Here is a 23982-nt window from a genome sequence, read left to right on the forward strand (position 1 = left end):
TCCAACATTTGTTTCCGGATCATACCCGCTTCAGGCCGTTCGCCTGACGCCGGATGCTCCGGTCATTGATCGTGGCGAACGATCGATCGTGCCCGCTTGCCACGGAAATAGGACTGCACCCACGGATCGTCGCAGGCGAGCATGTCTTCAACCGTGCCTTCGACCAGAACCTTCTTGTTGCCGAGAACCGCGATCCGGTCGCAGACCGAAAAGAGGCTGTCGAGGTCGTGAGTCACCATATACACGGTCAATCCCAGCGTGTCGCGCAGCTTGGCGATCAACTCGTCGAACTCGGCCGCCCCGATCGGATCGAGCCCCGAAGTCGGCTCGTCGAGGAAGACCAGGTCCGGATCGAGCGCCAGTGCGCGCGCAAGTGCCGCGCGCTTGATCATGCCGCCGGAAAGCTCGGACGGGTACTTTTCCGCCGCCTCCGGTGCAAGACCGACCAACTCGATCTTCACCCGCGCCAGCTCGTCCATCAGGCTCTGCGGCAGGTCGAGATATTCGCGCATCGGCACCTGGATGTTCTCGCGCACCGTCAGCGCCGAAAACAGCGCCCCGTGCTGGAACAGAACGCCAAGCCGCATGTCGAGCGCGATGCGCTCGCCCTCGGTGATATTGTCGTAGTCCGCGCCGAGGATTTCGATCTTGCCGGACCGCTTCGCAAGCAGCCTCAGAACGGTGCGCATCAGCACCGATTTGCCCGTGCCCGACGCTCCGACGAAGCCGAGGATTTCGCCGCGGTAGATCTCGAGGTTCAGCTTGTCGAGCACGATGTTGGACCCGAAACCGACCGTCAGGTCGCGAACGGAAAGCACCGATTCCCGCTCGTTCGCCTCGGTCGGCTGGTATTCCTCGTGCCTCTTTTCGACTGGGTTCACGCTGTTCTCCGCATCAGAAATCAATGGCCGCGTAGAACATGGCGAACAGCCCGTCGATCAGGATCACGACGAAGATCGACTTGACCACGGAAGACGTCACGTGGCGGCCGAGCGACTCCGCGCTGCCGCCCACCTTCAAGCCCTCGACGGCGGCCACGACGCCGATGATCAGCGCCATGAACGGCGCCTTGATCATGCCGGCGGCGACCGACGAAAAATCGACGGCTTCCTGCAAGCGGGCAAGGAAGGTCGGGATCGTGATGCCGGAATAGCCCCAGGCGACGAGCGCCGCGCCGACCAAAGCTGCGAAGTTTGCGATGATCGTCAGGAGCGGCAGCGCGACGGTCAGCGCCACGAGGCGCGGAAAGACCAGAACGCCGACCGGGCTCAGCCCCATCACCTTCAGCGCATCCACCTCTTCGCGCATCTTCATCGAGCCGATTTCGGCGGTAATCGCGCTGCCGGAGCGGCCGGCGATCATGATCGCCGTCAGGAGCACGCCGATTTCACGCAACTGCAGGATGCCGACGAGATCGACGACGAAGACTTCGGCGCCGAAATAGCGCAGCTGGAACGCGCCTTGCTGGGCGATGATGGCGCCGATCAGGAACGACATCAGCGTGATGATCGGAACCGCCATCACGCCCATGCGGTCGATCTGGTGAACGATTGCCGCCGGCGAGACGCCGCTATGCCGTCCAAGCTTCAGCTGCGCGCCGCGCACCGCGGAGCCCAGAATATACATCGCCGCGACGATATCTTCCCACGTCGCCGCCATGACCTCGCCGATCGGGGCGAAGATGCGCTGGAACAGCGGCAGCCGTTCGCCGCCCTTGTCCGGAGAACGCAGCTCCGCCGGCAGGGCGTCGATCAACTCGACATAGCGCTGCCCGCCCTCGGCGAAATGGACGTTGTCGCGCGACGGGCCGACGATCCGGGTCATGAAGCGGCGGATGATCCAGGCGCCAGCGGTATCCATCGCCGTCACGCCGGACAGATCGAACTGGGCTACCCCGTCGTCGTTGCGCGCAAGGCCATCGAGCTTTGCCGCCATCGCCTCGGCGGTCTCGTGCCGCCAGGCGCCGGTGAAGACATAGCTTCGCCCGCTGCCACTCTCGGACAGCGCGACATCGGCGGTCATCTTGCGGGCGGCTTGCGACACGTGTCTTCTGTTATCCCGATTTGCCCCTGCAAAACCTGCCCAATCTCGATAGATTTGAGGACAAGATCATGCAGCAGACCTAAAGTGTTACCGCGAGCGTTGCGCGTCCGACCGGAGGCAACGACTGTGTAAAGATTCGTAAATCCTTCCACCGTCATAACGGCTCGCACCTTTGCTGTCACCCGAACGTTGCGGCGCTATGACGCCGGGCCAACAGTTTACCTGCCGGAGACGCTTTCATGTCACTTTCCCTCGATGCCACCGTGGAACATTTCCCGATTGCAGGCACGTTTACGATCTCGCGCGGCTCCAAGACGACGGCAAGCGTCGTCACCTGCCGCATAGGCGACGGCGTCCATACCGGCTCCGGCGAATGCGTTCCCTACGGCCGCTACGGCGAAACGCTCGACACGGTGCTGGCCGAAATCGCGGCCATCCGTACCCGCATCGAGGCCGGGCTCAACCGTGCGGACCTGCAGCGCGAGATGAAGCCGGGCGCTGCCCGCAACGCCGTCGATTGCGCCCTGTGGGACCTGGAAGCAAAGCAGAAAAGCCAACCGGCCCATGTTCTTGCCGGCGTTTCTTCACCGGAAGCATTGACCACGGCTTATACGCTTTCGCTTGCCGAGCCCGACGCGATGCGCCAACAGGCGGCTAAGTACGCCCACCGCGCGCTCCTCAAGGTCAAGGTCGGAACGGCGGATGATGCCGCCCGGATCCGTGCGGTGCGCGCCGGTGCACCGGAAAGCCGCATCATCCTCGACGCCAACGAAGGCTGGGCGCCCGAGACCCTCGCCTATCACTTCGCGCTCTGCGCCGAGGAACGGATCGACCTGATCGAGCAGCCGCTGCCGGCCGGCCGAGACGAGGCGCTGGCGACGATCGCCCGCCCCGTTCCGATCTGCGCCGATGAAAGCGTGCATAAGACCGAGGACCTCGCAGCCCTCGTCGGCCGCTACGATGCGGTCAACATCAAGCTCGACAAGACCGGAGGGTTGACCGAGGCGCTGCGCATGCGCGCGCAGGCAGATGCGCTCGGGCTCAAGGTCATGGTCGGATGCATGGTCGGCAGTTCGCTTGCGATGGCTCCGGCGATCCTGGTGGCCCAGGGCGCGGATTTCGTCGATCTCGACGGACCGCTGCTGCTTGCCAAAGATCGTAAACCTGGCCTGCGCTACGAGGCCTCGCTCGTCTTCCCGCCGGAGCCTCGCCTCTGGGGCTGAAGATACCAGGCGGTGACGGCAAAGCAGCAGCCGGCAAAGGCCACGACCGACATGGAATAGAAGCCGTTGACCCCGTACCAGTTGTAGAAATAGCCGGACAGGAACGTGAAGATCGCCGTGAAGATGCCGGTATAGAAGAAGTAGAGCCCCTGGGCCGACGCTTCCTGCGATTCCACCACGCGCTCGACCAGCTTGTGCTGCATGCCGGTGTGCATGATCGCATAGGTGAAGGCGTGGAAGCACTGCAGGATGAAATAGCCGCTGAAGCCGAGATCCATCGGGAAGATGATCCAGCGCACCACGGCGAGAAAACAGCCGGACAGGATCATCACCCAGACACTGAAACGGCGGCTGATCGCCTTGGCGAAGATGAACATCGTCACCTCGGCCGCCACGCCCGCGCTCCACAGCAGGCCTATCTCGGTACCGCTGTAGCCGATGTGCTGCCAATAGATCGCCGAGAAGGCAAAGAGCATCGCGTGGCTGGCGTTGACCAGCGTCACCCCGATGAGCAACAGCTGCAGGTCGAGCTGCCGGAGCGACTTCGGCGGCGGCTCGGTCAAGGCCGTGATCGGCGACGGCCGCCGCGGCTTGCCGACCCGTGGCGCGGCATAAGCCATGACGATCGTCAGGCCAAAGCCGATCGCCATCGCCGGAAGCACCATGTCGCTGCCGAAAATGCCGACCATCCAGCCGCCGAGCATCGTCGCGCCGATGAAGGCGACCGAACCCCAGAGCCGCATATGGGCATAATCGAAGCCCCAGCGCCGCACGCCAGACAGAGCGATCGCCTCGACGATCGGCACATAGGGCGAATAGACGGCCGACTGCAGCGTGTAGATGACCAGCACCGGCCAGAACTCACGGAAGTAAAACAGCACCAGCGCGGTCGCAAGCGACAGGCACCCGGACCAGATCAGCACGATCGCCCGCTCGCCGAGCCGATCGGCGATGACGCCGGCGATCGGCGCCGTGATGACGCGCACGAACATCGGCAGCGCCAGAACAACGCCGATCTCGAAGTCGCTCATCGACAGCGTGCTCAGCCACATCGGGAAATACGGCATCGCGAAGCCGTTGACGATCAGCGGCGCACAGAAGAGCAAGGCAATGCGAAGCGCAAAATGGCGCGGCGGAGGGCCCACATAGGCGGGCGCTTGGGAGGGAATCATCGTCTGACCTGATGGCTGTGCCCACTCTCTAGCACGAGCCGGACGCGCCTCGCCATAACCTAGTTTTCGCGACAGGACTTTCGGCGCGGCGCGAAGATCAGGCCGCGCGCTGGGTCAGCAGTTGCGCAAGCAGCTTGTCCGCTTCGCCGGATGCTTCGCCTTCGCTGGCGCCGCCGCGCATCTGGTGCCAGGTGATCAGTTCCATCGTGCCGTCGTGGTGCTCGGCGATCGCCGTGCAGCTTTCCACCCAGTCGCCGGTGTTGATGTAGCGGATGTCGCCGATCTCCTCGATCACGGCATGGTGGATGTGACCACAGATCACGCCCTGCGCATCGTGGCGGCGCGCCTCCTCGGCGACCACCTTCTGGAACTCGCCGATGAAGTTGACGGCGTGCTTGACCTGGAGCTTCGCCCAGGAAGAGAACGACCAGTAGGGCATGCCGAGACGCCTGCGGACCGCCGCAAGGCCGATATTGATGGCGATCGCCGTGTCATAGGCCCAGTCGCCGAGATAGGCGAGCACGCGGGCATTGCGCACGACGACATCGAATTCGTCGCCGTGCAGCACGAGGTACTTACGGCCGTCGGCCCCCTCGTGCATGTAGCGCTGCGCCACCTCGATGCCGCCGAAATGCACGCCTGGAAAGTCGCGCAGGAACTCGTCGTGATTGCCGGGGATATAGACGATGCGGGTGCCCTTGCGCGCCTTTCGCAGGAGCTTCTGCACCACGTCGTTGCAATTCTGCGGCCAGTACCAGCTGCGCTTCAGCCGCCAGCCGTCGACGATGTCGCCGACCAGAACGATCGTCTCCGCTTCATGATGCCGCAGGAAGTCGAGCAGATAGTCGGTCTTGGCCGCCTTGGAGCCGAGATGGACGTCCGAGATGAACAACGTCCTGAGCTTTCGTACGGAGTTGTCTTGCTGCGCCGCCATCATGCCAGCCTCGTCTCTGGTTACGCTTCGTGCCTTCGTGAAACCAGACTCGTGTTTCAAGAAGATGACATCAACATTGCGTTGCCGGTCTGCCGCCGAAATCAGCACTGCAAAACTGTACCTCGCTTCGAATTCATGCCAAAAGGCACGACCACGAATGAGGAATGTGAGAGCATGAATACGGGCGACAAGACGAAATCCCATACCGGTCCGGCCAGCGGCGACATCGACCAGCAGGCCCTCTTCTTCCACCGTTATCCCCGCCCGGGAAAGCTCGAAATCCAGCCCACCAAGCCGCTCGGCAACCAGCGCGACCTGGCGCTGGCCTATTCGCCTGGCGTTGCCGCCCCTTGCATCGCCATCCGCGACAACCCGGAGCAGGCAGCCGATTTTACCGCCCGCGCCAACCTGGTTGCGGTCATTTCCAACGGCACGGCCGTGCTCGGCCTTGGCAATATCGGCCCGCTGGCGTCGAAGCCGGTCATGGAAGGCAAGGCGGTCCTCTTCAAGAAATTCGCCGGCATCGACGTCTTCGACATCGAAATCGATGCGTCGAGCATCGAGCGCATGGTCGACGTGATTTCGGCACTGGAGCCGACATTCGGCGGCATCAACCTCGAAGACATCAAGGCGCCGGAATGTTTCGAAGTCGAACGTCAGCTGCGCGAAAAGATGCAGATCCCGGTCTTCCACGACGACCAGCACGGAACCGCGATCATCGTCGCCGCTGCCATCCTCAACGGCCTCGAGCTTGCCGGCAAGGACATCGCCAAGGCGAAGATCGTTACCTCGGGCGCAGGTGCTGCCGCACTTGCCTGCCTCAACCTTCTCGTGACGCTCGGCGCCAAGCGCGAAAACATCTGGGTGCATGACCTCGAAGGCCTCGTCTACAAGGGCCGCGAGGTGCTGATGGACGAATGGAAGTCCGTCTACGAGCAGGACAGCAGCAACCGTGTGCTCGCCGACAGCATCGGCGGCGCCGACGTCTTCCTCGGCCTCTCAGCCGCCGGCGTCCTGAAGCCGGAACTTCTGGCGCAGATGGCCGAAAAGCCGCTGATCATGGCGCTCGCCAACCCGACGCCGGAAATCATGCCGGAGGCCGCCCGCCAGGCCCGTCCGGACGCGATGATCTGCACCGGCCGCTCGGACTTCCCGAACCAGGTCAACAACGTTCTCTGCTTCCCGCATATCTTCCGCGGCGCGCTCGACTGCGGCGCAAGCACGATCAACGAAGAAATGAAGATGGCGGCCGTGCGCGCCATCGCCGGCCTTGCGCGCGAAGAGCCCTCCGACGTTGCCGCCCGCGCCTATTCCGGCGAGACCCCGGTCTTCGGTCCCGACTACCTGATCCCCTCGCCGTTCGACCAGCGCCTGATCCTGCGCATCGCGCCGGCGGTTGCCAAGGCCGCCGAGGAAAGCGGCGTCGCCACCCGTCCGATCCAGGACTATGACGCCTATCTCGACAAGCTGAACCGCTTCGTCTTCCGCTCGGGCTTCATCATGAAGCCGGTCTTTGCCGCCGCCAAGAACGCCCAGAAGAACCGCGTGATCTTTGCCGAAGGCGAAGACGAGCGCGTGCTGCGCGCCGCCCAGGTGCTGCTTGAAGAAGGCACGGCCCGCCCGATCCTGATCGGCCGTCCGCAGATCATCGAGACGCGCCTGCGCCGCTATGGCCTGCGCATTCGCCCGGATGTCGATTTCGAAGTGGTCAACCCCGAAGGCGATCCGCGCTACCGTGACTATGTCGAGGACTACTTCGCTCTCGTCGGACGCCTCGGTGTCATCCCGGAAGCCGCCCGTACCATCGTGCGTACCAACACGACCGTTATCGGTGCGCTCGCCGTCAAGCGCGGCGAAGCGGATGCGCTGATCTGCGGCGTCGAAGGCCGCTACAGCAAGCACCTGCGCGACGTCTCGCAGATCATCGGCAAGCGCGACGGCGTGCTCGATTTCTCGGCCTTGAGCCTGTTGATCTCGCAGCGCGGCGCGACCTTCTTCACCGACACCTATGTGAGCTACTGCCCGAGCGCCGAAGAGATCGCCCAGACGACGGTCATGGCGGCACAGGAAATCCGCCGCTTCGGCATCACCCCGCGCGCAGCCCTCGTCTCGCATTCGAACTTCGGTTCGCGCGATTCGGAGAGCGCCACGAAGATGCGTACGGCGCTGCAGCTCGTGCGGGAACTCGCGCCCGACCTTGAGGTCGACGGCGAAATGCACGGCGATGCCGCGATTTCGGAGGCGCTGCGCCAGCGCGTCATGCCGGACAGCAGCCTGACGAGCGAAGCCAACCTCCTGGTCTTCCCCAATCTCGATGCCGCAAACATCACGCTCGGTGTCGTCAAGACCATGACCGACAGCCTGCATGTCGGCCCGATCCTGCTCGGCTCGGCGCTTCCAGCCCATATCCTGTCGCCGTCCGTCACCTCGCGCGGCGTCGTCAACATGGCAGCTCTGGCGGTCGTCGAAGCCAGCCATCCGGGTTGAGATGGCAACGCGGAGATCGCCACCGGTCTTCGCTTTAATTGGGCGCCATACCGGCGCCGGCAAAACCGTATCCGGATGTCGCGCCTGCCTCAGGCGCGACATCGCCGGTTTTACGCATCGCCTGCGAATCAGCCAGCCTCACGCGGCCGATCGGCAGCCGCAATCAAGGCGTGCACAATTGGTATTACACACCAATCGAGAAAGTTTGCGCTGGACAAAAGGTGAACCTCTAACCATGCTGGAGCCTCGGACGAGATTCGGTGTTGTGGCATGACTGAGCAGCAAGCTGTCCTCGACATGCTGGAAATTCTGGAATGCGGCGGCTGCGTAGAGCCCGCTCATTTCTTCACATTGATGCGTCGAACCTTCCGCATTGCCCATCTGCTCTATCTCGAAGCCGAGCCCTATGCGGACGAGCTCAAGGTCTGCCGGCTGCATCACACCTTTGGCGCCTATGCCGCCGAGATCTACCGCGCCCGCAGCCTTCACCGGATCGATCCGATCCTGAAGCTGGCGCTTGGTGGCGTGCGGCCGGTGGAATGGACGATGGCGCGGCATCGCTTCCCGGAATGCGAACCGCTGTTCCAGGCGGCCCAGGAAATCGGCATTTCCACCGAGGGCGTCGCCCTGCCGTTGCTCTCGCCTGCCGGGCGCATGGCGTTGCTTGCGATCAACGTCAACATGTCGGCCGGCGAATGGACGACCTATCGCCGCCATCACCTGCGTGATTTCCAGCTTGCCGCCAATCTCTTCCATGCCGCCATGCTGGAGCATGGCGCCATGGCCGGCAGCATTTCGACACGCGAGATGCGTTTGACCGGCCGCGAGACCGAGGTCCTGACATGGGCTGCCGCCGGCAAGAGCTATTGGGAGATCGCCACGATCCTCGGCATTTCCGAGCGCACCGTGCGCTTCTTCATGACCAATGCGCGGCGCAAGCTGAATGTCGTTTCCAACACCCAGGCCGTGGCACAGGCCGTACGACACGCGCTGATCCCCACCGTTTGACACCCGACAACACTCCTCCACCGAAACCCCTCGAAATCTAGTGGCAAATATCGCGCATTTGAACTGTCGCTACTGACAGTTACGCAACCGCCGCGAGCCTGACAGCATCGCCCCATCCCCAAACTCGGATGGAGAAAACGATGATCAGGATCCTGAACGGAAAGACCCGCGCACAACACCCGGCGGCCGTCGACGACATGTTCCGGTTACGCAAGCGCGTCTTCCACGACTTCCTGAAATGGGACGTCCAGACGGAAGGCGAGTGGGAAATCGACAACTACGACCAGGCAAACCCGCTCTACGTGCTGTCCTACGCCCCGGATGGCCGCCTGCGTGGATCGCTGAGGCTGCTCCCGACGCTCGGTCCGAACATGCTGGACGACACCTTCCCGATCCTGCTCGGCGACAATCCTGAAATCCGTAGCGCCTCGGTCTGGGAATCCAGCCGCTTCTGCATCGAGCCGGAGATTTCGCAGGACCGCGCTTCGAACCAGGTGACGGTCGCGGCTGCCGAACTCATGTGCGGCGTCGGTGAGCTTGGCCTTGCTTCCGGCATCAGCCATATCGTCACAGTCACGGACGTGTTCCTCGAGCGCATGTTCCGCCGCATGGGATGCCCGGGCGAGCGCATCGCCGAACCGCATCGCATCGGCTCGGTCTTCGCGGTTGCCGTTGCATGGGAAGTGACCCCGGATCTGCTTTCACGGATGAAAGCGGTCGCTGCGATCGAAGGCACCGTTCTCGACCGCCCGATGTCGCTGGAAACCGCCCGCGCCGCGTAAGCGCGTCCGTCGATCGGCACTGTTAACGCAAACCGTCGCTTGTCGTTGCACGATCACCGACAAGCTCTATGATGGAAGGCGAAACAGGAATGCCGCTGGCAGCCACCCGCAGAAGTTGGCGCCGACCTGGCAACAGGAAGAGACTTACGCCCCGTGTTCACGCGCCTGAAACACGTCGCTGCGGCCCTTGTGCCTTTGGTTCTGATCGGTGCCGGTCCGTCACTGGCATCGACGGCCTGCGACCGACTGAACGCCCGGCTCGCGCAACTGCCTGACTACGTCGCCAGCAATGCCGATGCGCGCGACTATGCAAGCGCAATCTCACGGCAGAACATCGAACTGCGGCGGGCGAAGAACGACCGCCGCCGCGCCGGTTGCGGTGGCGGCAACGCCACCGGCTACGACGGCGGCGACCCCGACACCTGCGGCGGGCTCAACGGTCTTATTGCCGAGATGGAAGACAATCTGCGCATGCTGAAATCCGAGCGCGAGCAGATCGTCGCCGGCGGCAGCGACGACAGCCGGCGCCGCATCCTCGCAGCACTTGAGATCAACGGTTGCTATGGCGACCGCGAGGAGTTCGCAAGCGTCGAACAGGACGTGCCGGAAAGCCACCGCAACATCGTTGCCGACCTGCCGCCGGACGACGCCTACGGCCCGATGCTCGGACACGACGAAGACGGCTACGCGCCGCAGGAGCGCTACTATAGCGGCACGCTCAGGACCATGTGCGTGCGCACCTGCGACGGCGCCTTCTTCCCGATCTCTTCGGATGCGACGCCGGCCGATTTCCCACGCGATGAACAGGCCTGCCGGGCCCGCTGCCCTGGGGCTGAGACGGAGCTCTATTTCCACGACCTCAACACGGAAGAGAGCGACAAGATGGTCTCGGCCGTGACCGGCCGTCCCTATACCGAAATGCCCAACGCCTTTGCCTATCGCACCCGCGCCGTCGGCAAGCCCGGCCAGTGCGGCTGCCAGATACCGCAGACCGCCGCAACCACGCCGAAGACGACAGGAACGAAGATCGGCGACGACCAGTCGTCGATCATCGTCATCGAGACGAAGAAGCCGGAAGCGGCGGGCGAGACCGCCAAGGTGCCGGCCGAAGAGCGGCCCTATGATCCGTCGAAGAACAAGGTGCGCGTCGTCGGCCCCACCTACCTGCCGCAGGAAGAAACTGCGATCGACCTCAAGCACCCGAAGGGACCGGCCTATCAGCCGGTCCAGAATTGATCGGGCGAGGCCTTACGCCTTCTCCTTGCTGCATCCCCATCCTTCTTCGAAAACCAGGTCCTCGAGCGGAAGGCGCTGGCGCCAGCCCTTCACGGCGAGTTCCGGCTGCTGATAGAGGCGGTCGACATAGCCGAGGCAGAGCCAGGCGACGATCTCGATATGGTCGGGGATGCCGAGGATCGCCTTGATCTCGGCCTCGTGGAAGATGCTGACCCAGCCGACACCCACCCCTTCGGCGCGCGCCGCAAGCCAGAGGTTCTGCACGGCGCAGACGGTGGAATAGACGTCCATCTGCGGATTGTGGGTACGCCCGAGCACGACAGTGCCGCCGCGCGTGCGGTCGCAGGTGACGCAGATGCTAAGCGGCGCCTTGCGAATGCCTTCGAGCTTCAACGCGCGATACTTTCCCTGCTGTTCCGCCTCGAACATCAACGCGGCCTCGTCATTGGCGCGGCGAAACGCCTGCCAGACCCGCTCGCGCGTTTCTTCCGCCCGCACCAGCACGAAGTTCCAGGGTTGCATGAAGCCCACGGACGGGGCGCTGTGTGCCGCGGCCAGCAGGCGTCTGATCAGATCATCCGACAATGGCTCGGGCAGGAATTCATCGCGCACGTCACGACGTGTCTCGATGGCACGGTAGACGGCCTCCCGCTCTTGCAGCGAAAAGGCACCGGCAGCCGCAAGGCCGCCCTTCGGTTCAGTCAGCATCGTTCGATCCCCAACAATGCGAAAACCTCCCGCCGTCCACGCGGGGTTCGGTCTATCTCGCCAGGCCGGTCTTCTGACTTCGGTTCAACCGATCGCCTCACCTTCCCAGATCGATTGAAGATCCAGTGGCAAAACCTTGAATCAATTCAAGGCTCTTTTAGACGCGATCGTCCCCTTCACAGCGTTGGGCACGTTCCGGAATATCGACCGGATTCCCGATTCTCCCGCTTTCGCGGGCACCTGACCACGGCACTAAGTGCACAGGGAATTGAGAAAGACAAGCGGCGCCAACCCGGCGAAACCGGACGCGCCGCTCTCCACCTGCTTCTTTCTGCCTCGCCTCAGAGCGGAGCGACCGGATGCGGCGAGCCGTCGTAGGCGCCCCAGATCGACTGGTCGAAGCAGATCACCGATCCGGTCATCAGCCCGGATTCGGCCGACGACAGGTATGCGCAGGCACGCGCCACCTCGGCCGGATCGACGAGCCGGCCGAAAGGCTGGCTGGCCGCCGCCTTTTCGAGCCAATCGGCAGCCGCACCGTGAAACTCGCGCTGTATGCGGTCTTCGCCTTCGGACGCCATCCAGCCGATATTCAGCCCGTTGACGCGGATGCGGTTGCGCAGCAGCGCATAGGCCGTGTTCTTGGTTAGCGTTTCGAGCGCGCCTTTCGACGAGCAATAGGCGGCGATGAAAGGCTGGCCGGCCATCGCCGACATCGAGCCGATGTTGACGATCGTGCCTTCGGTCTTCTCGCGCCGCATGACTTTCACCGCTTCCTGCATCAGGAAGAACGGTGCGCGCACGTTGATCGCGAACATGCGGTCGAAGAGTTCGGGCGTGGTATCGAGGATGGTGCCACGGTCGGTGATGGCTGCGGCGTTGACCAACGCATCGACCCGGCCGAATTCGGCGTCGCAAGCGGCGACCACCTTGCGGGCGTCGTCCACCTTCTCCAGATCGGCTTCGACATAGACGACTTTCGCGCCATGTGCCTTGCCGATCTGCTCGGCCTTCGCCCGTCCCTTGGCGGCGTTGCGCCCGCAAATGACGATACCCTTGGTGCCACGCTCGGCGAAAAGGCCAGCAATCGTCGCGCCCAGCCCCTGCGTACCACCGGTGACGATGGCGATCTTGCCCTGTAATTGTCCACTCATCGAATTCCTCCCTCGGAAATGATCGTTTGAAACGGCTGCGGCTCCCGAGCGAAACACGCCGGGAGCCTGTCAAATGGTAGCTCGCGCGTCAGCTCAGCTTGCGCTTCGCCTGCGCCTCAAGCACCGCAAGAAACTCCTCCTCGCCCGTTCCCGCAGTGAGCGCCTCGCGCATCAATTGCGCCTGCGTCTTCGGCGCCAGCCCACCGATTGGCGGGTCTCGGTCGAGATTGGTCGGGAACGAGTAGCCTTCGGCACAGGAGGCGACGGCATTGGCCGCTTCCGCCTGCGACAGCTTGCCGTTTGCCAGCAAGGCCCGCAAGGCCGGATAGAGCGTCGCGCTCATCGTCAGTCGGTCGACGGTTTCCATGGCGCGACCGAAGGCCGAAGACACCTGCAGCAGGTTGGCGACGCGGCGGATATCCCGGGAGCGGTTGGTGCCGGCGGCATGGAAGAGCGCTGGGTTGAAGAAGACAACGTCACCCTTTTCGAGCGGGAGCTGCACGTGGTTTGCGTCGAAATAGGCGCGGAACTCCGGCCGGTTGAGTGCCAGATAGCCCGGCACATAGGTCTGGCTATAGGGGAGGAATAGCGTCGGCCCGCTTTCGAGCGGCATGTCGCAATGGGCAACCGCGCCCTGCAGCGTCAGCACCGGCGAAAGCTTGTGGACATGCGCCGGATACTGCTCGATCACGGCCGCGGTCTGGAAGCCGAGGTGATAGTCCCGGTGCGCCGATTGCGCAGCACCGCCCGGGTTGACCCGGTTGACCTGCGCCGTCATCTGGTAGTTCGGCCCGAGCCAGGCCTCGCTGACGAGCGCGATGACGGCGTTGCTGTAATAGGCGGCGAAATTCTCCGGTGCGTTCAGGCAGTGCTTTTCCAGCGAATTCCAGATGCGGTCGTTGGCGCCGGGCTTGGCGAAGTGATCGCCACCGCCGCTGTTGCTGCGATGTTGCTGTTCGATGATGGCGTCGAAGACCCCGCTTGCGACGTCGATTGCCGCCGTATCGGCATAGGCGCGCTTGAAGACCGCCACGCCGGGGCCCGTCGCCAGCGCCTCGTAGATTTCCGCCAGAACCGAACGCCGCGCCGCGCCATCGCCGCACGCCGCAATCAGCGCGGCGCTGTCATAGATCAGGACGTTCTTTTCGCAGCCGGAGGCATGGGGGTAGTCGGACAGATTGGTCTGGCGTTCGACTTCCGCCCGGAACGCCTCGAGATCGCAGGCCTCCTCGGTGAGCCAGACACGGTCGATCCGCTGGCGCGCTTTGTTGTCGGTCTTCATCGCGTTTCCTCCTCTGGAACATGCTGATGAACACGACTATAGGCGGCGGCAAAACATGATATAGAGCAAGAATCCATCAAAAATTCATCAGGAGCGCGCAACGATGGCCCATCCGTTTCTGGTCAAGGACATCGCCTTTCAGGCCGGGCTCAGCACCGCGACAGTCGATCGTGTGCTCAACGAGCGGCCGGGCGTGCGCCGCCAGACGGAGGCCCGGGTTCGCGCAGCCATCGAGGAACTGGAAAAGCAGCAGGCCGGCCTCGACATCCAGGGGCGCAAGTTCGCGATCGATATCGTCATGGAGTCACCGCAGCGCTTTACCAATGCGGTGCGGCGCGCCTTCGAGAGCGAGGCGCTGACCTTCGCGCCCACCGTCTTTCGCTGCCGGTTTCACTTTGCCGAGACGATGCGCCCGCAGGAAATCGTGCAACTGCTCGACCGGATCCGGCTGCGCGGAACCGACGGGTTGGTGCTGAAGGCGCCAGACGTGCCCGAGATCGTCGCCGCCGTCGCCCGCTTCGAGATGGGCGGCACGCCTGTCGTGACGCTGGTAACCGACCTGCCCCATTCGCAGCGGACGGCCTATGCCGGCGCCGACAACCGGGCAGCGGGCGAAACGGCCGCCTACCTTCTCGGCGAGCGCTTTTGCGGCGCGCCGGCAACCGTGCTGGTGACCCTTTCGAGCGGCCGTTTTCGAGGTGAGGAGGAGCGAGAGATCGGCTTTCGCCGGGTGCTGCGCGAGCGCTATCCGGCAACCCGGATCGTCGAGATCAGCGAAGGCCACGGCCGCGACAGTGAAACCGGGCTCCTGGCCCATGCAGCGCTTTCGGCCAATCCCGACATCAACGCGGCCTATTCGATCGGCGGCGGCAACCGCTCCGTGCTTGCGGCCTTCGAGCGCCTCGAACGCTCCTGCGTGCTCTATATCGCCCATGATCTAGACGAGGACAATCTGGCGCTGCTTCGCGAACGGCGCATTCACTTCGTGCTGCATCATGACCTCAGGACCGACGCACGCACCGCCTTTCGCACGATGATGCTGCGGCCCGGCGCCCAGGCGCCGGCGCTCGGGCCCCAACTTTCCGCCGTGGTGGTGATCACGCCCTATAATGTTCCGGAATAGAGCTTCCGCCGATCGGCGGGTAACGTTCAGGCCGCCGACTGGCCGTCGTTCTTCTCGGCCGGCAACACCATGTCGTCGGCCGTCTCGAAACGATTGCGGCCGCGCCGCTTGGCGAGATAGAGCGCTTCGTCCGCAGCCAGCAGCAACTGGCGCGCCGTCTGTCCGTGCCGCGGTGCAAAGGCAATGCCGGCGCTGCCGCCGACGACGAGCATCTGGCCGTTGAAGGCGACCGGCGTCTGCGCGTCGGCAATCAGGCCGGCCGTCAGGCTGCGGGCCTCGGCCTCGCTGCAATCGCCGAGAATGACCGCAAATTCGTCACCTCCGAGCCTGGCAACCGTGCCCTTGGGCCCGGCGCGATTGCGAAAACGCTCGGCCATGGCTACCAGCACGGCATCGCCGGCGGCGTGGCCGTGGCGGTCGTTGACCTCCTTGAACTCGTCGAGATCGGCATAGACGAGCGTGAAAGGGTGGGTATTCGCCCGCAGAAGCGCCGCTGCCAGCATGTCGTCGAAGCCGCTGCGGTTCATCAGCCCCGTCAGGCGATCGTGCTTGGCAAGGTGCCGGTTCAGCGCCTCGCTCTGCTGCAGGGCGGCAAAGAGCGTCGAGAACCGCAGCGCCACGAAGGCCATCAGTAGGGCGGCGACAATCGCCATGATGATGACGCTCGGCAACAGTTCCGCGCGCACGAACCCACCGGGCGATTTCGGCACCCAGGCGGCCACGAGACAGGACGAATCTGTGCAGCGCCCGACAGACGCATGGGCGCTGCCTGCAGGCAGCTCGTTGAGCGGAACAAAGGCCAGTCCGCGGATACCCAGCCGCGCCGCGATCTCGCGCGTCATCTTCGGCGTGACCGGTCGAACGGCGACCATCAGCACCGGATCACGCCGTTCCGCCGGAACCACCAAAGTCTCCGGAATGACCGCCTGCACCACCGCAACGCTCATGCGCCCGTCGATCTCGCGCAGGTCCACCGCATGGATGCCGGGCACCGCCGGCATGACGGACTGCGGATCCGGCGTCGTGACATCGAGTTTATAGGTGCCGCCGTTGTTCCTGAGCGCATTGTCGTAGCGGCGCTTGGCCTCCTCCACGAGATCGTCGACCTCGTCGAGCGGCACGCGCGCCACCGCGGCCGGAACCGACACGCCGTTCTTGAGCGCCGTCGAAACGTTGCGCGCCGGATCCGTGAAGATGATCCAGGAGAAGCCGTAGTCTTCCCAAAGCCAGCCCGAAAGCTCGTCCGTGATAAAACTGTTGCTGGCGTGCCCGCTCGCCAGTTCCTCGTAGGTCTTGTCCCAGAAGGACACCTGCGCCTGGAACTGAACGACGGCATCCATCTGGTGGCGCAGTTCGTTTGCGACGAGCCGGCGCTCGGCCGAAAGTCCGAAACGATCGGCCTCGGTGACCGACCGGTCGAGCACATAGATGAGGCTTGCAATGATCAGGACCGCGACCAGGGTACAGGCGGCATGGATCGCCCAGACCGTCTTGTCCCGTTTTGCCTGCCGCAACGCCTTTTCCACCACGCCAGTCCCCCTCGTCCGCACCGGCCATGCCGGGCATTCTAGCACTTGTGGAGGTGCGATGCGCAACGATGGCAGCCGATACTGAGGGCACCCTAGCGGCCAATATCGAAGTTTGGCTTAAATAAGCTGGTGATGAAATAATTAACGATTTCAACCGACTGAATCACCCGACAATCAGCGGTCGCAGCGGAGATCTGGAGGTGCGGGCAGTCGCCCGCGCCTCCTTCTGCAGAGCCTATTGCGGAGTGGCGGCCGAAGCGCGCAGCAACGCGATGATCTCCGCATTGCCTTGCTCTACGGCAAGATCGCGTATCGATGGACCTGCGGCGCCATCCCGCAGGCGCGCATTCGCGCCCCTTTCGAGAAGCAGCTGTACCGATTCTGCCTGCCCGTTGATCACCGCGAAGGCCAGCGGCGTCATCCAGTCGTGCTGCGGTTCCGGCCGGCCGCGGCCGCGGAACGTGCCGAATGGCGTTTCGATCAGATCCGGCTGCCGGTCGAGGATATCGGCGAGGCGCGCGGTCACACCGAAGGACGCGGCTGCGAAGACATCGAGCGGCTGATCCTTCAGGAATGCGACCATCTCCTCCTTGCCGTTGTACTTGGCCCAGCCGATCGGCGGTGCATGATGGTAGGGGTCGCGGGCCGAGGCATTGGCGCCGTGATCGAGCAGGCGCCGCGCCATCGCGACATGGCCGTGCAGCGCCGCCTCGTGCAACGGCGTGCGCGAGGTCATGCGGTTGACGTCGAAGCCGAGCGACAGCATCAGCGCCACAGCATCGTGCCGGTCCTCGCCCGCCGCCTCGTGCAGGATAGCCGGGTGCGCGGCCTGGGTTCGGGCCACAAGCGTCGGATCCGCGTGGACGAGTTCCCTCGCCTCGTCGGCCTTCACTTCGCCGATGGCGCGGGCCAGCCGGTCGACATCTTCCAGCGGTGCTTCGGTCGCGCCGCGCGACACGAGGTATTGCGCCAGCGCCGGATCGCCGCCGAGCTCCGCCCATTGATAGGGCGTGCGCCCCTTGATTGGGCGATTGACGTCGGCCCCGTGCGCGACGAGCAGCCGGACGCGATCTGCCATCCGCTTTTCCAGCGCCCAGGCAAGCTGATAGTCGAAGACGCGCTCGCCGTCTTCGACCAGACCGCCATCGTTGCGCACCAGCCAGTTGTTGCGGTCGTCGGCATTGAGGCCATGATCGAGAAGCAACTGCAGGCAGGAATTGTCCGGCTCGAACATCCGGTTGTAGAGCGCCTGGCTGTCATTGGCCCGGGCACCGGCATTCAGCAGCAGCCGCGCAAAGGCAAGGCAATCCGGGTGCGGCGGCTGCCGCTCCGGCCCTGCCTCGCCCTCACCGAAAACGCCTGTCAAAGCGGTGAAACGATACTGGCCGTTGTCGAGCCAGTAGGCGTTTGCATCAGCCCCGCGCGCGATCAGGCGGGCGCCCGCCGGCAGCGACGAGCGGCCGGGAACGCGTGCATAGGCGGCATAGAGCAGCGGCTCCCAGTCAAACGGACCACCGCGCTTCTCTGCAAGTTTCGGGTCGCCATCGAGAAAGCGGTCGATCGCCGCGGCGTCGCCGAGTGCGGCGGCCACGTGAATGCTGTCCCCGGCGATCTCAGGATGGTCCTTGAGCAGATCAAGCGCCTGAGAGAACCGCTCGGGATCGGCGGCGATGTCGCCGAAATAGGAGACCGTCGCCAGAGCGAGAAAGCGGTTTGCGACCTGTTCGGTCGACGGCGTGCCGCTCTCGGCCTTCTCCAGATGCCGCTTCAGCCGCGTCCAGCTGGCAAAGCCGAATTCGCGGGCCAGCACCAGTTGGGCATCCTGAAGGCCCATTGCGGTCGGTTCGGAGAAGTAGGGAATTGCCCGCTGCCTAACACTGGCATCGCCAGCCTTGACGGCCTTCAAAAAAGCCTTGGCCCGTTTGCGGATCGTATCGAGGGTAATGTTCGCGGAAAGATCGCGCGTGATCATGAAAGACCTCCTTTCATTCACGTCCGGTATCCGCGCCCACAGACTGAAAAGAGGTGTGGCAACCAAGTTCAGTGAGACAGGCGGGCCTTGCCCTTCCCGCGGATCGGATGCGCCCTGCGAACGACCGCTTCGCTAGCATGGTCCCGATATACTTGTCCAGCGCGGTCAGCTTTCCGGTTCGTAGCGGACGAAGGCGAAACGATCGCTCGACGGCGCCCAGTTCGGAACATTGATCGTTCCCTGCCCGCCGAAGAGCGCGAACAGGATGCGGGCATTGCCGCCGTCCATGTCCATCAGCCTCAAGCGGACATTGAGGTCTCTTGGGTGATCGAAGACATCGCCGTCATAGGAAAGCACCAGCAGGTGCTTACCATCAGGCGACGGATGCGGGAACCAGTCGCCATAGGGGCTGTCGGTGATCCGCGTGACGTCGCGTCCGTCCGGGCGGATCCGCCAGATCTGCATCTGGCCGGTACGGCTGGAGTTGAAATAGATCCATTCGCCGTCTGCCGACCAGTCCGGCCCGTCATTGCGGCCCTCGCCATGGGTCAGCCGCCGCTCCTCGCCGCCATCGACGGAGGTCGTGTAGATGTCGAAGAGCTGGTCGCGGATCCCGCAATAGGTCACCGTTTTCCCGTCGGGCGACCAGCCGTGCCAATAGGACGGCAGGTTGCGGGTGACGAGCCGCGGCGTGCCGCCTTCGGCCGGCAGCAGATAGACCGCCGATTTTCCGAACTCGGTCTTGTCGCTGATCGCGATCGTCTTACCATCCGGCGAGAGGCCGTGATCGTTGTTGCAGAGCGTGGCAAAGCCTGTATCGATCTCCACCGGCTCGGAGCCATCAAGATCAAGCCGATAGAGCCTGCCGTCGCCATTGATGATCAGATGCTCACCGTCGCGCGACCAGTTTGGCGCCTCGACCAGCCTGTCCGTCTGCCAGACAACCCGCGTCTCGCCGGTCAAGATGTCGTGGATTTCGACGGAACTGCGCATGCTCTTCTCCCCGGATATGGCCGCTATCTCTTGTCTTCACCGACCGGCAGGGTCGCCAACACCTTGGAACAGACCGATTGCATCAGGATGGAATCGCGCCGATCCCGCCAGGTGGTGAGCAGACCCCAGGCTAGCAGGAGCAGGATGCAGATGAAGGCAACGCCGACGAGAGTGAGGCTTCCCGTCGCAAGGCCATAGGTCCCGAAGATCGCAGGCGTCGCGAAATAGCCGACCTGCGCCGAAAGCTGCCGGCCGGCCGAAACGTCGCTCGCCGACCAAAGTCGCAGGAGCCGGATTTCCTCCTCCGTAAATTCTGGACGGCCCTGTCGGCCGTCCGTCTCCTCGGAGCGGGTGTCCACTCCCTAGCCCCGATCGCGGAAGCGATTGGTGATCGGGTAGCGGCGGTCGCGGCCAAAGTTCTTCTTGGTGATCTTGACGCCCGGCGCCGATTGCCGGCGCTTGTATTCGGCGATGTAGAGCAGATGCTCAACCCGGTGAACGGTCGCCTCGTCGTGGCCGCGAGCGACGATTTCGTCCGTTCCCATTTCCTTTTCCACCAGGCATTCGAGAATGTCGTCGAGCACCGGATAGGGCGGCAGCGAATCCTGGTCCGTCTGGTTCGGGCGAAGCTCGGCCGAAGGCGCCTTATCGATGATGTTCTGCGGAATGACGATGCCGGAAGGACCGAGCGCGCCCGGCGGAACCGTGGTGTTGCGCCAGCTCGAGATCGCGTAGACCTGCATCTTGTAGAGGTCCTTGATCGGGTTGAAGCCGCCGTTCATGTCGCCATAGAGCGTGGCGTAGCCGACCGACATCTCCGACTTGTTGCCCGTGGTCACCACCATCGAGCCGAACTTGTTGGAGATCGCCATCAGAATGGTGCCGCGGGTGCGGCTCTGCAGGTTCTCCTCGGTGATGCCGGACTCCGTACCTTCGAATGTATCGGAGAGAGCGCTGAGGAACCCTTCGACCGGCTCGGAAATCGGCACGATGTCGTAACGGCAACCAAGCGCCTCGGCGCATTCCTTGGCGTCTTTCAGCGATTCCTGCGAAGTGTAGCGGTAGGGCAGCATGACCGTGCGCACCCGCTCCTCGCCGAGCGCATCGACGGCAAGTGCCGCGCAGATGGCGGAGTCGATGCCGCCGGAAAGGCCGAGCACCACATTCTTGAAGCCGTTCTTGTTCACATAGTCGCGGAAGCCGAGCAAGCAGGCGCGGTAGTCCGCCTCCTCCCGTTCCGGCAGGCGCGACTTCAGGCCGTGCTCGCAATGCCAGCCGCTGTCGCCCTTCTTCCACTCCACGATCGAGATCGCCTCTTCGAACTGGCTCATCTGGAAGGCGAGCGACTTGTCGGTGTTGAAGGCGAAGCTGGCGCCGTCGAACACCAGCTCGTCCTGGCCGCCGAGCTGGTTGGCGTAGATCATCGGGAGGCCCGTCTCGATCACCTGCTTCAGCACCACCTGATGGCGCACGTCGACCTTGCCGCGATAGTAGGGCGAGCCATTGGGCGACAGCAGGATTTCAGCACCGCTTTCGGCCAACGTCTCGCAGACCCCGAGATCGCCCCAGATGTCCTCGCAGATCGGAATGCCGATGCGCACGCCGCGGAAATTGACCGGCCCCGGCATCTGGCCCGGATCGAACACGCGCTTCTCGTCGAACTCGCCGTAGTTCGGTAGGTCGACCTTGTCGCGGACCGCGATCACCTTACCGTCGTCGAGCACGGCTATTGAATTGTGCCGGCCGGTTTTTGCCAGCCGCGGGAAGCCGATAATCACGCCCGGACCGCCATCGGCCGTCTCGGCAGCGAGCTTTTCGACGGCCTGGAGACACGCCTTCAGAAAGGCCGGCTTCAGAACGAGGTCTTCCGGCGGATAGCCGGAAATGAACAGCTCCGTCAAAAGCAGGAGATCGGCGCCCTGGCGCGCCGCGTCGGCGCGCGCCTCACGCGCCTTGGCCAGGTTTCCGGCAATGTCGCCCACGGTCGGATTGAGCTGGGCAATTGCGATGCGAAGGAGCGAAGGGGCGTTTTTATGGGCGGTCATGAGCGGGCCTGTCGGTCTGTCCTGAACGATTGCAGCTGACTTTCGCAATGTTCTTTAGCGCAATCTGCGGGAAAATACCCACAGGCAATCGCAACGACACGAAAAAAACCGAAAAATTCTGTTTTTCCCGGTCCTTATGCTGGGCTGTTCGCGTGGCTTCACGCCACGAAAAGCCACCCTCCATGTCCGTTAAGAAACCATTCATCCCCTGTTCAAAATGACGGGCGTATGACAGTTACACGACGCATTTATGAAATTGGAGAATATGTTGGCCAGTATCGATTCCGCGGTTGCGAGAGGCTCACGTGTCTATGTCGATAGACCGGGCTTCGCCACACGGCACGCCAAGACGCTCGCGGCCACCCGCAGCGCATTCTTCTCCCTCTTCGTCGCAGCCGTTCTGGTATTCCTCGTCGAACTGATCGTGCGTCAGTCGCTTGCCGATAGCATCGCCTACATGCTCGATCCGACGCGCCCGGCGCTGACGACCGTTGGCGCCTTCTTCCTGATCCTGCTCGCTGTCGACGGCATTTTCGGTCGCGAGCACAAGTCTGCCGTGGTGATTGCGCCGCTTGCCATCATCCCCGCCGTCGTCTGCCAGCAGAAGCAGGTCTTCCTGTCCGATCCGCTCTATCCGACCGATTTCCTGTTCGGTCGCCAGATCATGGAACTGATGCCGGTTCTGGTGAAGGACCGTCCGTGGACGGCCGTCGGCATCGCTGTCGGCCTGGTCGTCGCCGTCGTTGGCATCGCCCTCCTGCTGCGCTTTGCCTGGCGCACCTTCCCGAAGCTCACGACCCGCGAGCGCATGGCCCGCCTCGCCTTCGCGCTGCCGCTGCTCGTCGCCTTCTGGAACATCATGGATTACAACCAGTTCTCCTGGATCCGTGATCGCCTCAAGGTCATCCCGATCATGTGGGACCAGACCGAGAACTATAAGCACAACGGCTTTGCGCTCGCCTTTGCCATCAACCTGCCGATGGCCAATGTCAGCGCGCCCGCCGGTTACATGGCCGACGCGATCGACCGCATCCCGGTGAAGCCGCTGCCGGCCGGCACCTCGCACCGCGGCAAGCCCGACGTCATCGTGCTGATGAGCGAATCCTTCTGGGATCCGACCCGCCTGCCGAACGTCAAGCTGTCGCCAGATCCGATGCCGACGATCCGCGAAATGCAGTCGGGCAACGTCTTCTCGCCGGAGTTCGGCGGCATGACCGCCAACGTCGAGTTCGAGGCGCTCACCGGTTTCTCCAACGCGTTCCTGCCCTATGGCAGCATCCCGTACCAGCAGTACATCCGCAATCCGATCCCGTCGCTTGCCACCTTCTTCCGTGGCGAAGGTTATGTCTCGCGCGCCATCCATCCGTTCCAGAGCTGGTTCTGGAACCGGACCGCCGTCTACAAGGCCTTCGGCTTCGACATGTTCAAGTCGGAAGAGAACATGCCGCCGATGCAGAAGCGCGGCATCTTCGCCTCGGACGAATCTCTGACCGACGAGATCATCCGCCAGGCCGACGCGATGGACGATCCGTTCTTCTTCTTCGCCGTCACGCTCCAGGGCCATGGCCCCTACGAGGCCAACCGCTACGCCAACAACACCATCAAGGTCGAAGGCGACCTGCCGGAAGCCGACCGCCAGGTGCTTGCCACCTATGCCCAGGGCATCAAGGAAGCCGACGACAGCCTGAAGAAGCTGATGGACTGGGCCAAGAACCGCGACCGCGAAACGGTCATCGTGCTCTTCGGCGACCACCTGCCGCCGCTCAACACCGTCTATACCAGCACCGGATTCATGAAGGGCGTGACGGCGGAACGCAAAGGTTCGAAGGAGCAGATGAAGGCGCAGCATGAAACGCCGCTCGTCGTCTGGTCGAACAAGACCGGTCCGAAGAAGAACGTCGGCACCATCAGCCCGGCCTTCCTCTCCTACCAGATCCTCAAGCAGTCCGGTTACGAGCACCCCTACTATACCGGTTTCCTCGGCAAGGTGTACGACCAGTACCGCGTTGTCGACCGCTACATGCTGATCCGCAAGAACGGCAAGGAAGTCGCCGAATGGTCGCGCCAGCCGAAGGTGCCGGCACTGCTGCGTGACTACCGCTTCCTGCAGCACGACATGATGTTCGGCGACCGCTTCTCGACCGACCGGTTCTTCAAGTCGCACGCGGACCTGTTCGCAAGCGCTGCCGAAACCCACTGAAACAAGAAGCCGGACCGGTCGCACCCGGTCCGGCTTCGCGCCTTCCGCCATGGCGGTATTGGCTGACGCCTGAATTCCCCCCATGCCTTAA

19 protein-coding genes and 1 riboswitch are annotated in these 23982 nt (G+C 63.5%); of the genes, 7 read left to right on the forward strand and 12 right to left on the reverse strand.

Annotated features, from left to right (window positions below):
- Nucleotides 1-62: 62 nt before the first annotated feature.
- Complete coding sequence (locus tag IB267_RS02450; RefSeq protein ID WP_192446252.1) at nucleotides 63-881, reverse strand: ABC transporter ATP-binding protein; 819 nt, start codon at nucleotides 879-881, stop codon at nucleotides 63-65.
- A gap of 13 nt (nucleotides 882-894) precedes the next feature.
- Nucleotides 895-2022 (reverse strand): ABC transporter permease, encoded by a 1128-nt coding sequence (locus IB267_RS02455; RefSeq protein WP_210335773.1) that lies wholly within the window; start codon nucleotides 2020-2022, stop codon nucleotides 895-897.
- A gap of 260 nt (nucleotides 2023-2282) precedes the next feature.
- Here IB267_RS02455 and dgcA point away from each other — a divergent pair, with 260 nt between their 5' ends.
- Nucleotides 2283-3266: an N-acetyl-D-Glu racemase DgcA gene (dgcA, locus tag IB267_RS02460; RefSeq protein ID WP_192446254.1), complete on the forward strand. Its 984-nt coding sequence runs from the start codon at nucleotides 2283-2285 to the stop codon at nucleotides 3264-3266.
- Here dgcA and IB267_RS02465 read toward each other — a convergent pair.
- A complete protein-coding gene (locus IB267_RS02465) occupies nucleotides 3218-4438 on the reverse strand; it encodes an MFS transporter (RefSeq protein ID WP_192446255.1) in 1221 nt (406 codons plus the stop codon). The genes dgcA and IB267_RS02465 overlap by 49 nt on opposite strands.
- A gap of 97 nt (nucleotides 4439-4535) precedes the next feature.
- Nucleotides 4536-5375, reverse strand: a complete 840-nt coding sequence (locus IB267_RS02470) for a UDP-2,3-diacylglucosamine diphosphatase (RefSeq protein ID WP_043623860.1) — start codon at nucleotides 5373-5375, stop codon at nucleotides 4536-4538.
- Between the two features lie 171 nt (nucleotides 5376-5546).
- On the opposite strand from IB267_RS02470, the gene IB267_RS02475 reads away from it, so the two are divergent.
- From IB267_RS02475 to IB267_RS02490, 4 genes are all read left to right on the forward strand, one after another.
- Nucleotides 5547-7859 carry an NADP-dependent malic enzyme gene (locus IB267_RS02475; protein ID WP_192446256.1) on the forward strand — a complete coding sequence of 771 codons (2313 nt, stop codon included), beginning with the start codon at nucleotides 5547-5549 and terminating at the stop codon, nucleotides 7857-7859.
- A 270-nt stretch (nucleotides 7860-8129) separates the two neighbouring features.
- Entirely contained in the window at nucleotides 8130-8867 is a 738-nt protein-coding gene (locus tag IB267_RS02480) for a LuxR family transcriptional regulator (protein ID WP_192446257.1), read from the forward strand.
- A 140-nt stretch (nucleotides 8868-9007) separates the two neighbouring features.
- The gene (locus IB267_RS02485) at nucleotides 9008-9649 is read left to right on the forward strand and encodes an acyl-homoserine-lactone synthase (protein ID WP_192446258.1); all 642 of its coding nucleotides are present in this window, start codon (nucleotides 9008-9010) and stop codon (nucleotides 9647-9649) included.
- Nucleotides 9650-9802: 153 nt separating this feature from the next.
- Nucleotides 9803-10885, forward strand: coding sequence for a DUF2865 domain-containing protein (locus IB267_RS02490; protein WP_371742485.1), 1083 nt, complete (start codon nucleotides 9803-9805; stop codon nucleotides 10883-10885).
- Between the two features lie 12 nt (nucleotides 10886-10897).
- Here IB267_RS02490 and bluB read toward each other — a convergent pair whose 3' ends face one another.
- From bluB to IB267_RS02505, 3 genes are all read right to left on the reverse strand, one after another.
- On the reverse strand, nucleotides 10898-11593 hold the full coding sequence (gene bluB / locus IB267_RS02495) for a 5,6-dimethylbenzimidazole synthase (RefSeq protein WP_192446259.1): 696 nt from the start codon (nucleotides 11591-11593) through the stop codon (nucleotides 10898-10900).
- Nucleotides 11594-11638: 45 nt separating this feature from the next.
- Nucleotides 11639-11852: riboswitch (cobalamin riboswitch) on the reverse strand.
- 82 nt (nucleotides 11853-11934) lie between these two features.
- Nucleotides 11935-12747: an SDR family oxidoreductase gene (locus IB267_RS02500; protein ID WP_192446260.1), complete on the reverse strand. Its 813-nt coding sequence runs from the start codon at nucleotides 12745-12747 to the stop codon at nucleotides 11935-11937.
- Between the two features lie 88 nt (nucleotides 12748-12835).
- The gene (locus IB267_RS02505; protein WP_192446261.1) at nucleotides 12836-14029 is read right to left on the reverse strand and encodes a phytanoyl-CoA dioxygenase family protein; all 1194 of its coding nucleotides are present in this window, start codon (nucleotides 14027-14029) and stop codon (nucleotides 12836-12838) included.
- Nucleotides 14030-14132: 103 nt separating this feature from the next.
- Here IB267_RS02505 and IB267_RS02510 point away from each other — a divergent pair, with 103 nt between their 5' ends.
- Nucleotides 14133-15152, forward strand: a complete 1020-nt coding sequence (locus IB267_RS02510) for a LacI family DNA-binding transcriptional regulator (RefSeq protein ID WP_192446262.1) — start codon at nucleotides 14133-14135, stop codon at nucleotides 15150-15152.
- Nucleotides 15153-15178: 26 nt separating this feature from the next.
- Here the strand turns inward: IB267_RS02510 and IB267_RS02515 are convergent, their stop codons facing one another.
- From IB267_RS02515 to IB267_RS02535, 5 genes are all read right to left on the reverse strand, one after another.
- Complete coding sequence (locus tag IB267_RS02515) at nucleotides 15179-16666, reverse strand: diguanylate cyclase domain-containing protein (protein WP_192446263.1); 1488 nt, start codon at nucleotides 16664-16666, stop codon at nucleotides 15179-15181.
- Nucleotides 16667-16916: 250 nt separating this feature from the next.
- On the reverse strand, nucleotides 16917-18653 hold the full coding sequence (locus IB267_RS02520) for an ankyrin repeat domain-containing protein (RefSeq protein ID WP_192446264.1): 1737 nt from the start codon (nucleotides 18651-18653) through the stop codon (nucleotides 16917-16919).
- Nucleotides 18654-18818: 165 nt separating this feature from the next.
- A complete protein-coding gene (locus IB267_RS02525; protein ID WP_192446265.1) occupies nucleotides 18819-19646 on the reverse strand; it encodes a TolB family protein in 828 nt (275 codons plus the stop codon).
- A gap of 23 nt (nucleotides 19647-19669) precedes the next feature.
- Nucleotides 19670-20005 (reverse strand): hypothetical protein, encoded by a 336-nt coding sequence (locus IB267_RS02530; protein ID WP_192446266.1) that lies wholly within the window; start codon nucleotides 20003-20005, stop codon nucleotides 19670-19672.
- Between the two features lie 3 nt (nucleotides 20006-20008).
- Entirely contained in the window at nucleotides 20009-21691 is a 1683-nt protein-coding gene (locus IB267_RS02535; protein WP_192446267.1) for an NAD+ synthase, read from the reverse strand.
- Nucleotides 21692-21959: 268 nt separating this feature from the next.
- Here IB267_RS02535 and IB267_RS02540 point away from each other — a divergent pair, with 268 nt between their 5' ends.
- Entirely contained in the window at nucleotides 21960-23891 is a 1932-nt protein-coding gene (locus IB267_RS02540) for an LTA synthase family protein (protein ID WP_192447157.1), read from the forward strand.
- Nucleotides 23892-23982: the final 91 nt, after the last annotated feature.

The sequence above is a fragment of the Ensifer sp. ENS09 genome, from assembly GCF_014852425.1.
In the GTDB taxonomy this organism is placed as follows: Bacteria; Pseudomonadota; Alphaproteobacteria; order Rhizobiales; family Rhizobiaceae; genus Ensifer.

Coding starts and splice junctions, on each gene's coding strand:
- IB267_RS02525 (WP_192446265.1), bottom strand. CDS start 19,646: ATGCGCAGTTCCGTCGAAATCCACGACATCTTGACCGGCGAGACGCGG.
- IB267_RS02465 (WP_192446255.1), bottom strand. CDS start 4,438: ATGATTCCCTCCCAAGCGCCCGCCTATGTGGGCCCTCCGCCGCGCCAT.
- dgcA (WP_192446254.1), top strand. CDS start 2,283: ATGTCACTTTCCCTCGATGCCACCGTGGAACATTTCCCGATTGCAGGC.
- IB267_RS02500 (WP_192446260.1), bottom strand. CDS start 12,747: ATGAGTGGACAATTACAGGGCAAGATCGCCATCGTCACCGGTGGTACG.
- IB267_RS02475 (WP_192446256.1), top strand. CDS start 5,547: ATGAATACGGGCGACAAGACGAAATCCCATACCGGTCCGGCCAGCGGC.
- IB267_RS02480 (WP_192446257.1), top strand. CDS start 8,130: ATGACTGAGCAGCAAGCTGTCCTCGACATGCTGGAAATTCTGGAATGC.
- IB267_RS02520 (WP_192446264.1), bottom strand. CDS start 18,653: ATGATCACGCGCGATCTTTCCGCGAACATTACCCTCGATACGATCCGC.
- bluB (WP_192446259.1), bottom strand. CDS start 11,593: ATGCTGACTGAACCGAAGGGCGGCCTTGCGGCTGCCGGTGCCTTTTCG.
- IB267_RS02510 (WP_192446262.1), top strand. CDS start 14,133: ATGGCCCATCCGTTTCTGGTCAAGGACATCGCCTTTCAGGCCGGGCTC.
- IB267_RS02470 (WP_043623860.1), bottom strand. CDS start 5,375: ATGATGGCGGCGCAGCAAGACAACTCCGTACGAAAGCTCAGGACGTTG.
- IB267_RS02535 (WP_192446267.1), bottom strand. CDS start 21,691: ATGACCGCCCATAAAAACGCCCCTTCGCTCCTTCGCATCGCAATTGCC.
- IB267_RS02505 (WP_192446261.1), bottom strand. CDS start 14,029: ATGAAGACCGACAACAAAGCGCGCCAGCGGATCGACCGTGTCTGGCTC.
- IB267_RS02455 (WP_210335773.1), bottom strand. CDS start 2,022: ATGACCGCCGATGTCGCGCTGTCCGAGAGTGGCAGCGGGCGAAGCTAT.
- IB267_RS02485 (WP_192446258.1), top strand. CDS start 9,008: ATGATCAGGATCCTGAACGGAAAGACCCGCGCACAACACCCGGCGGCC.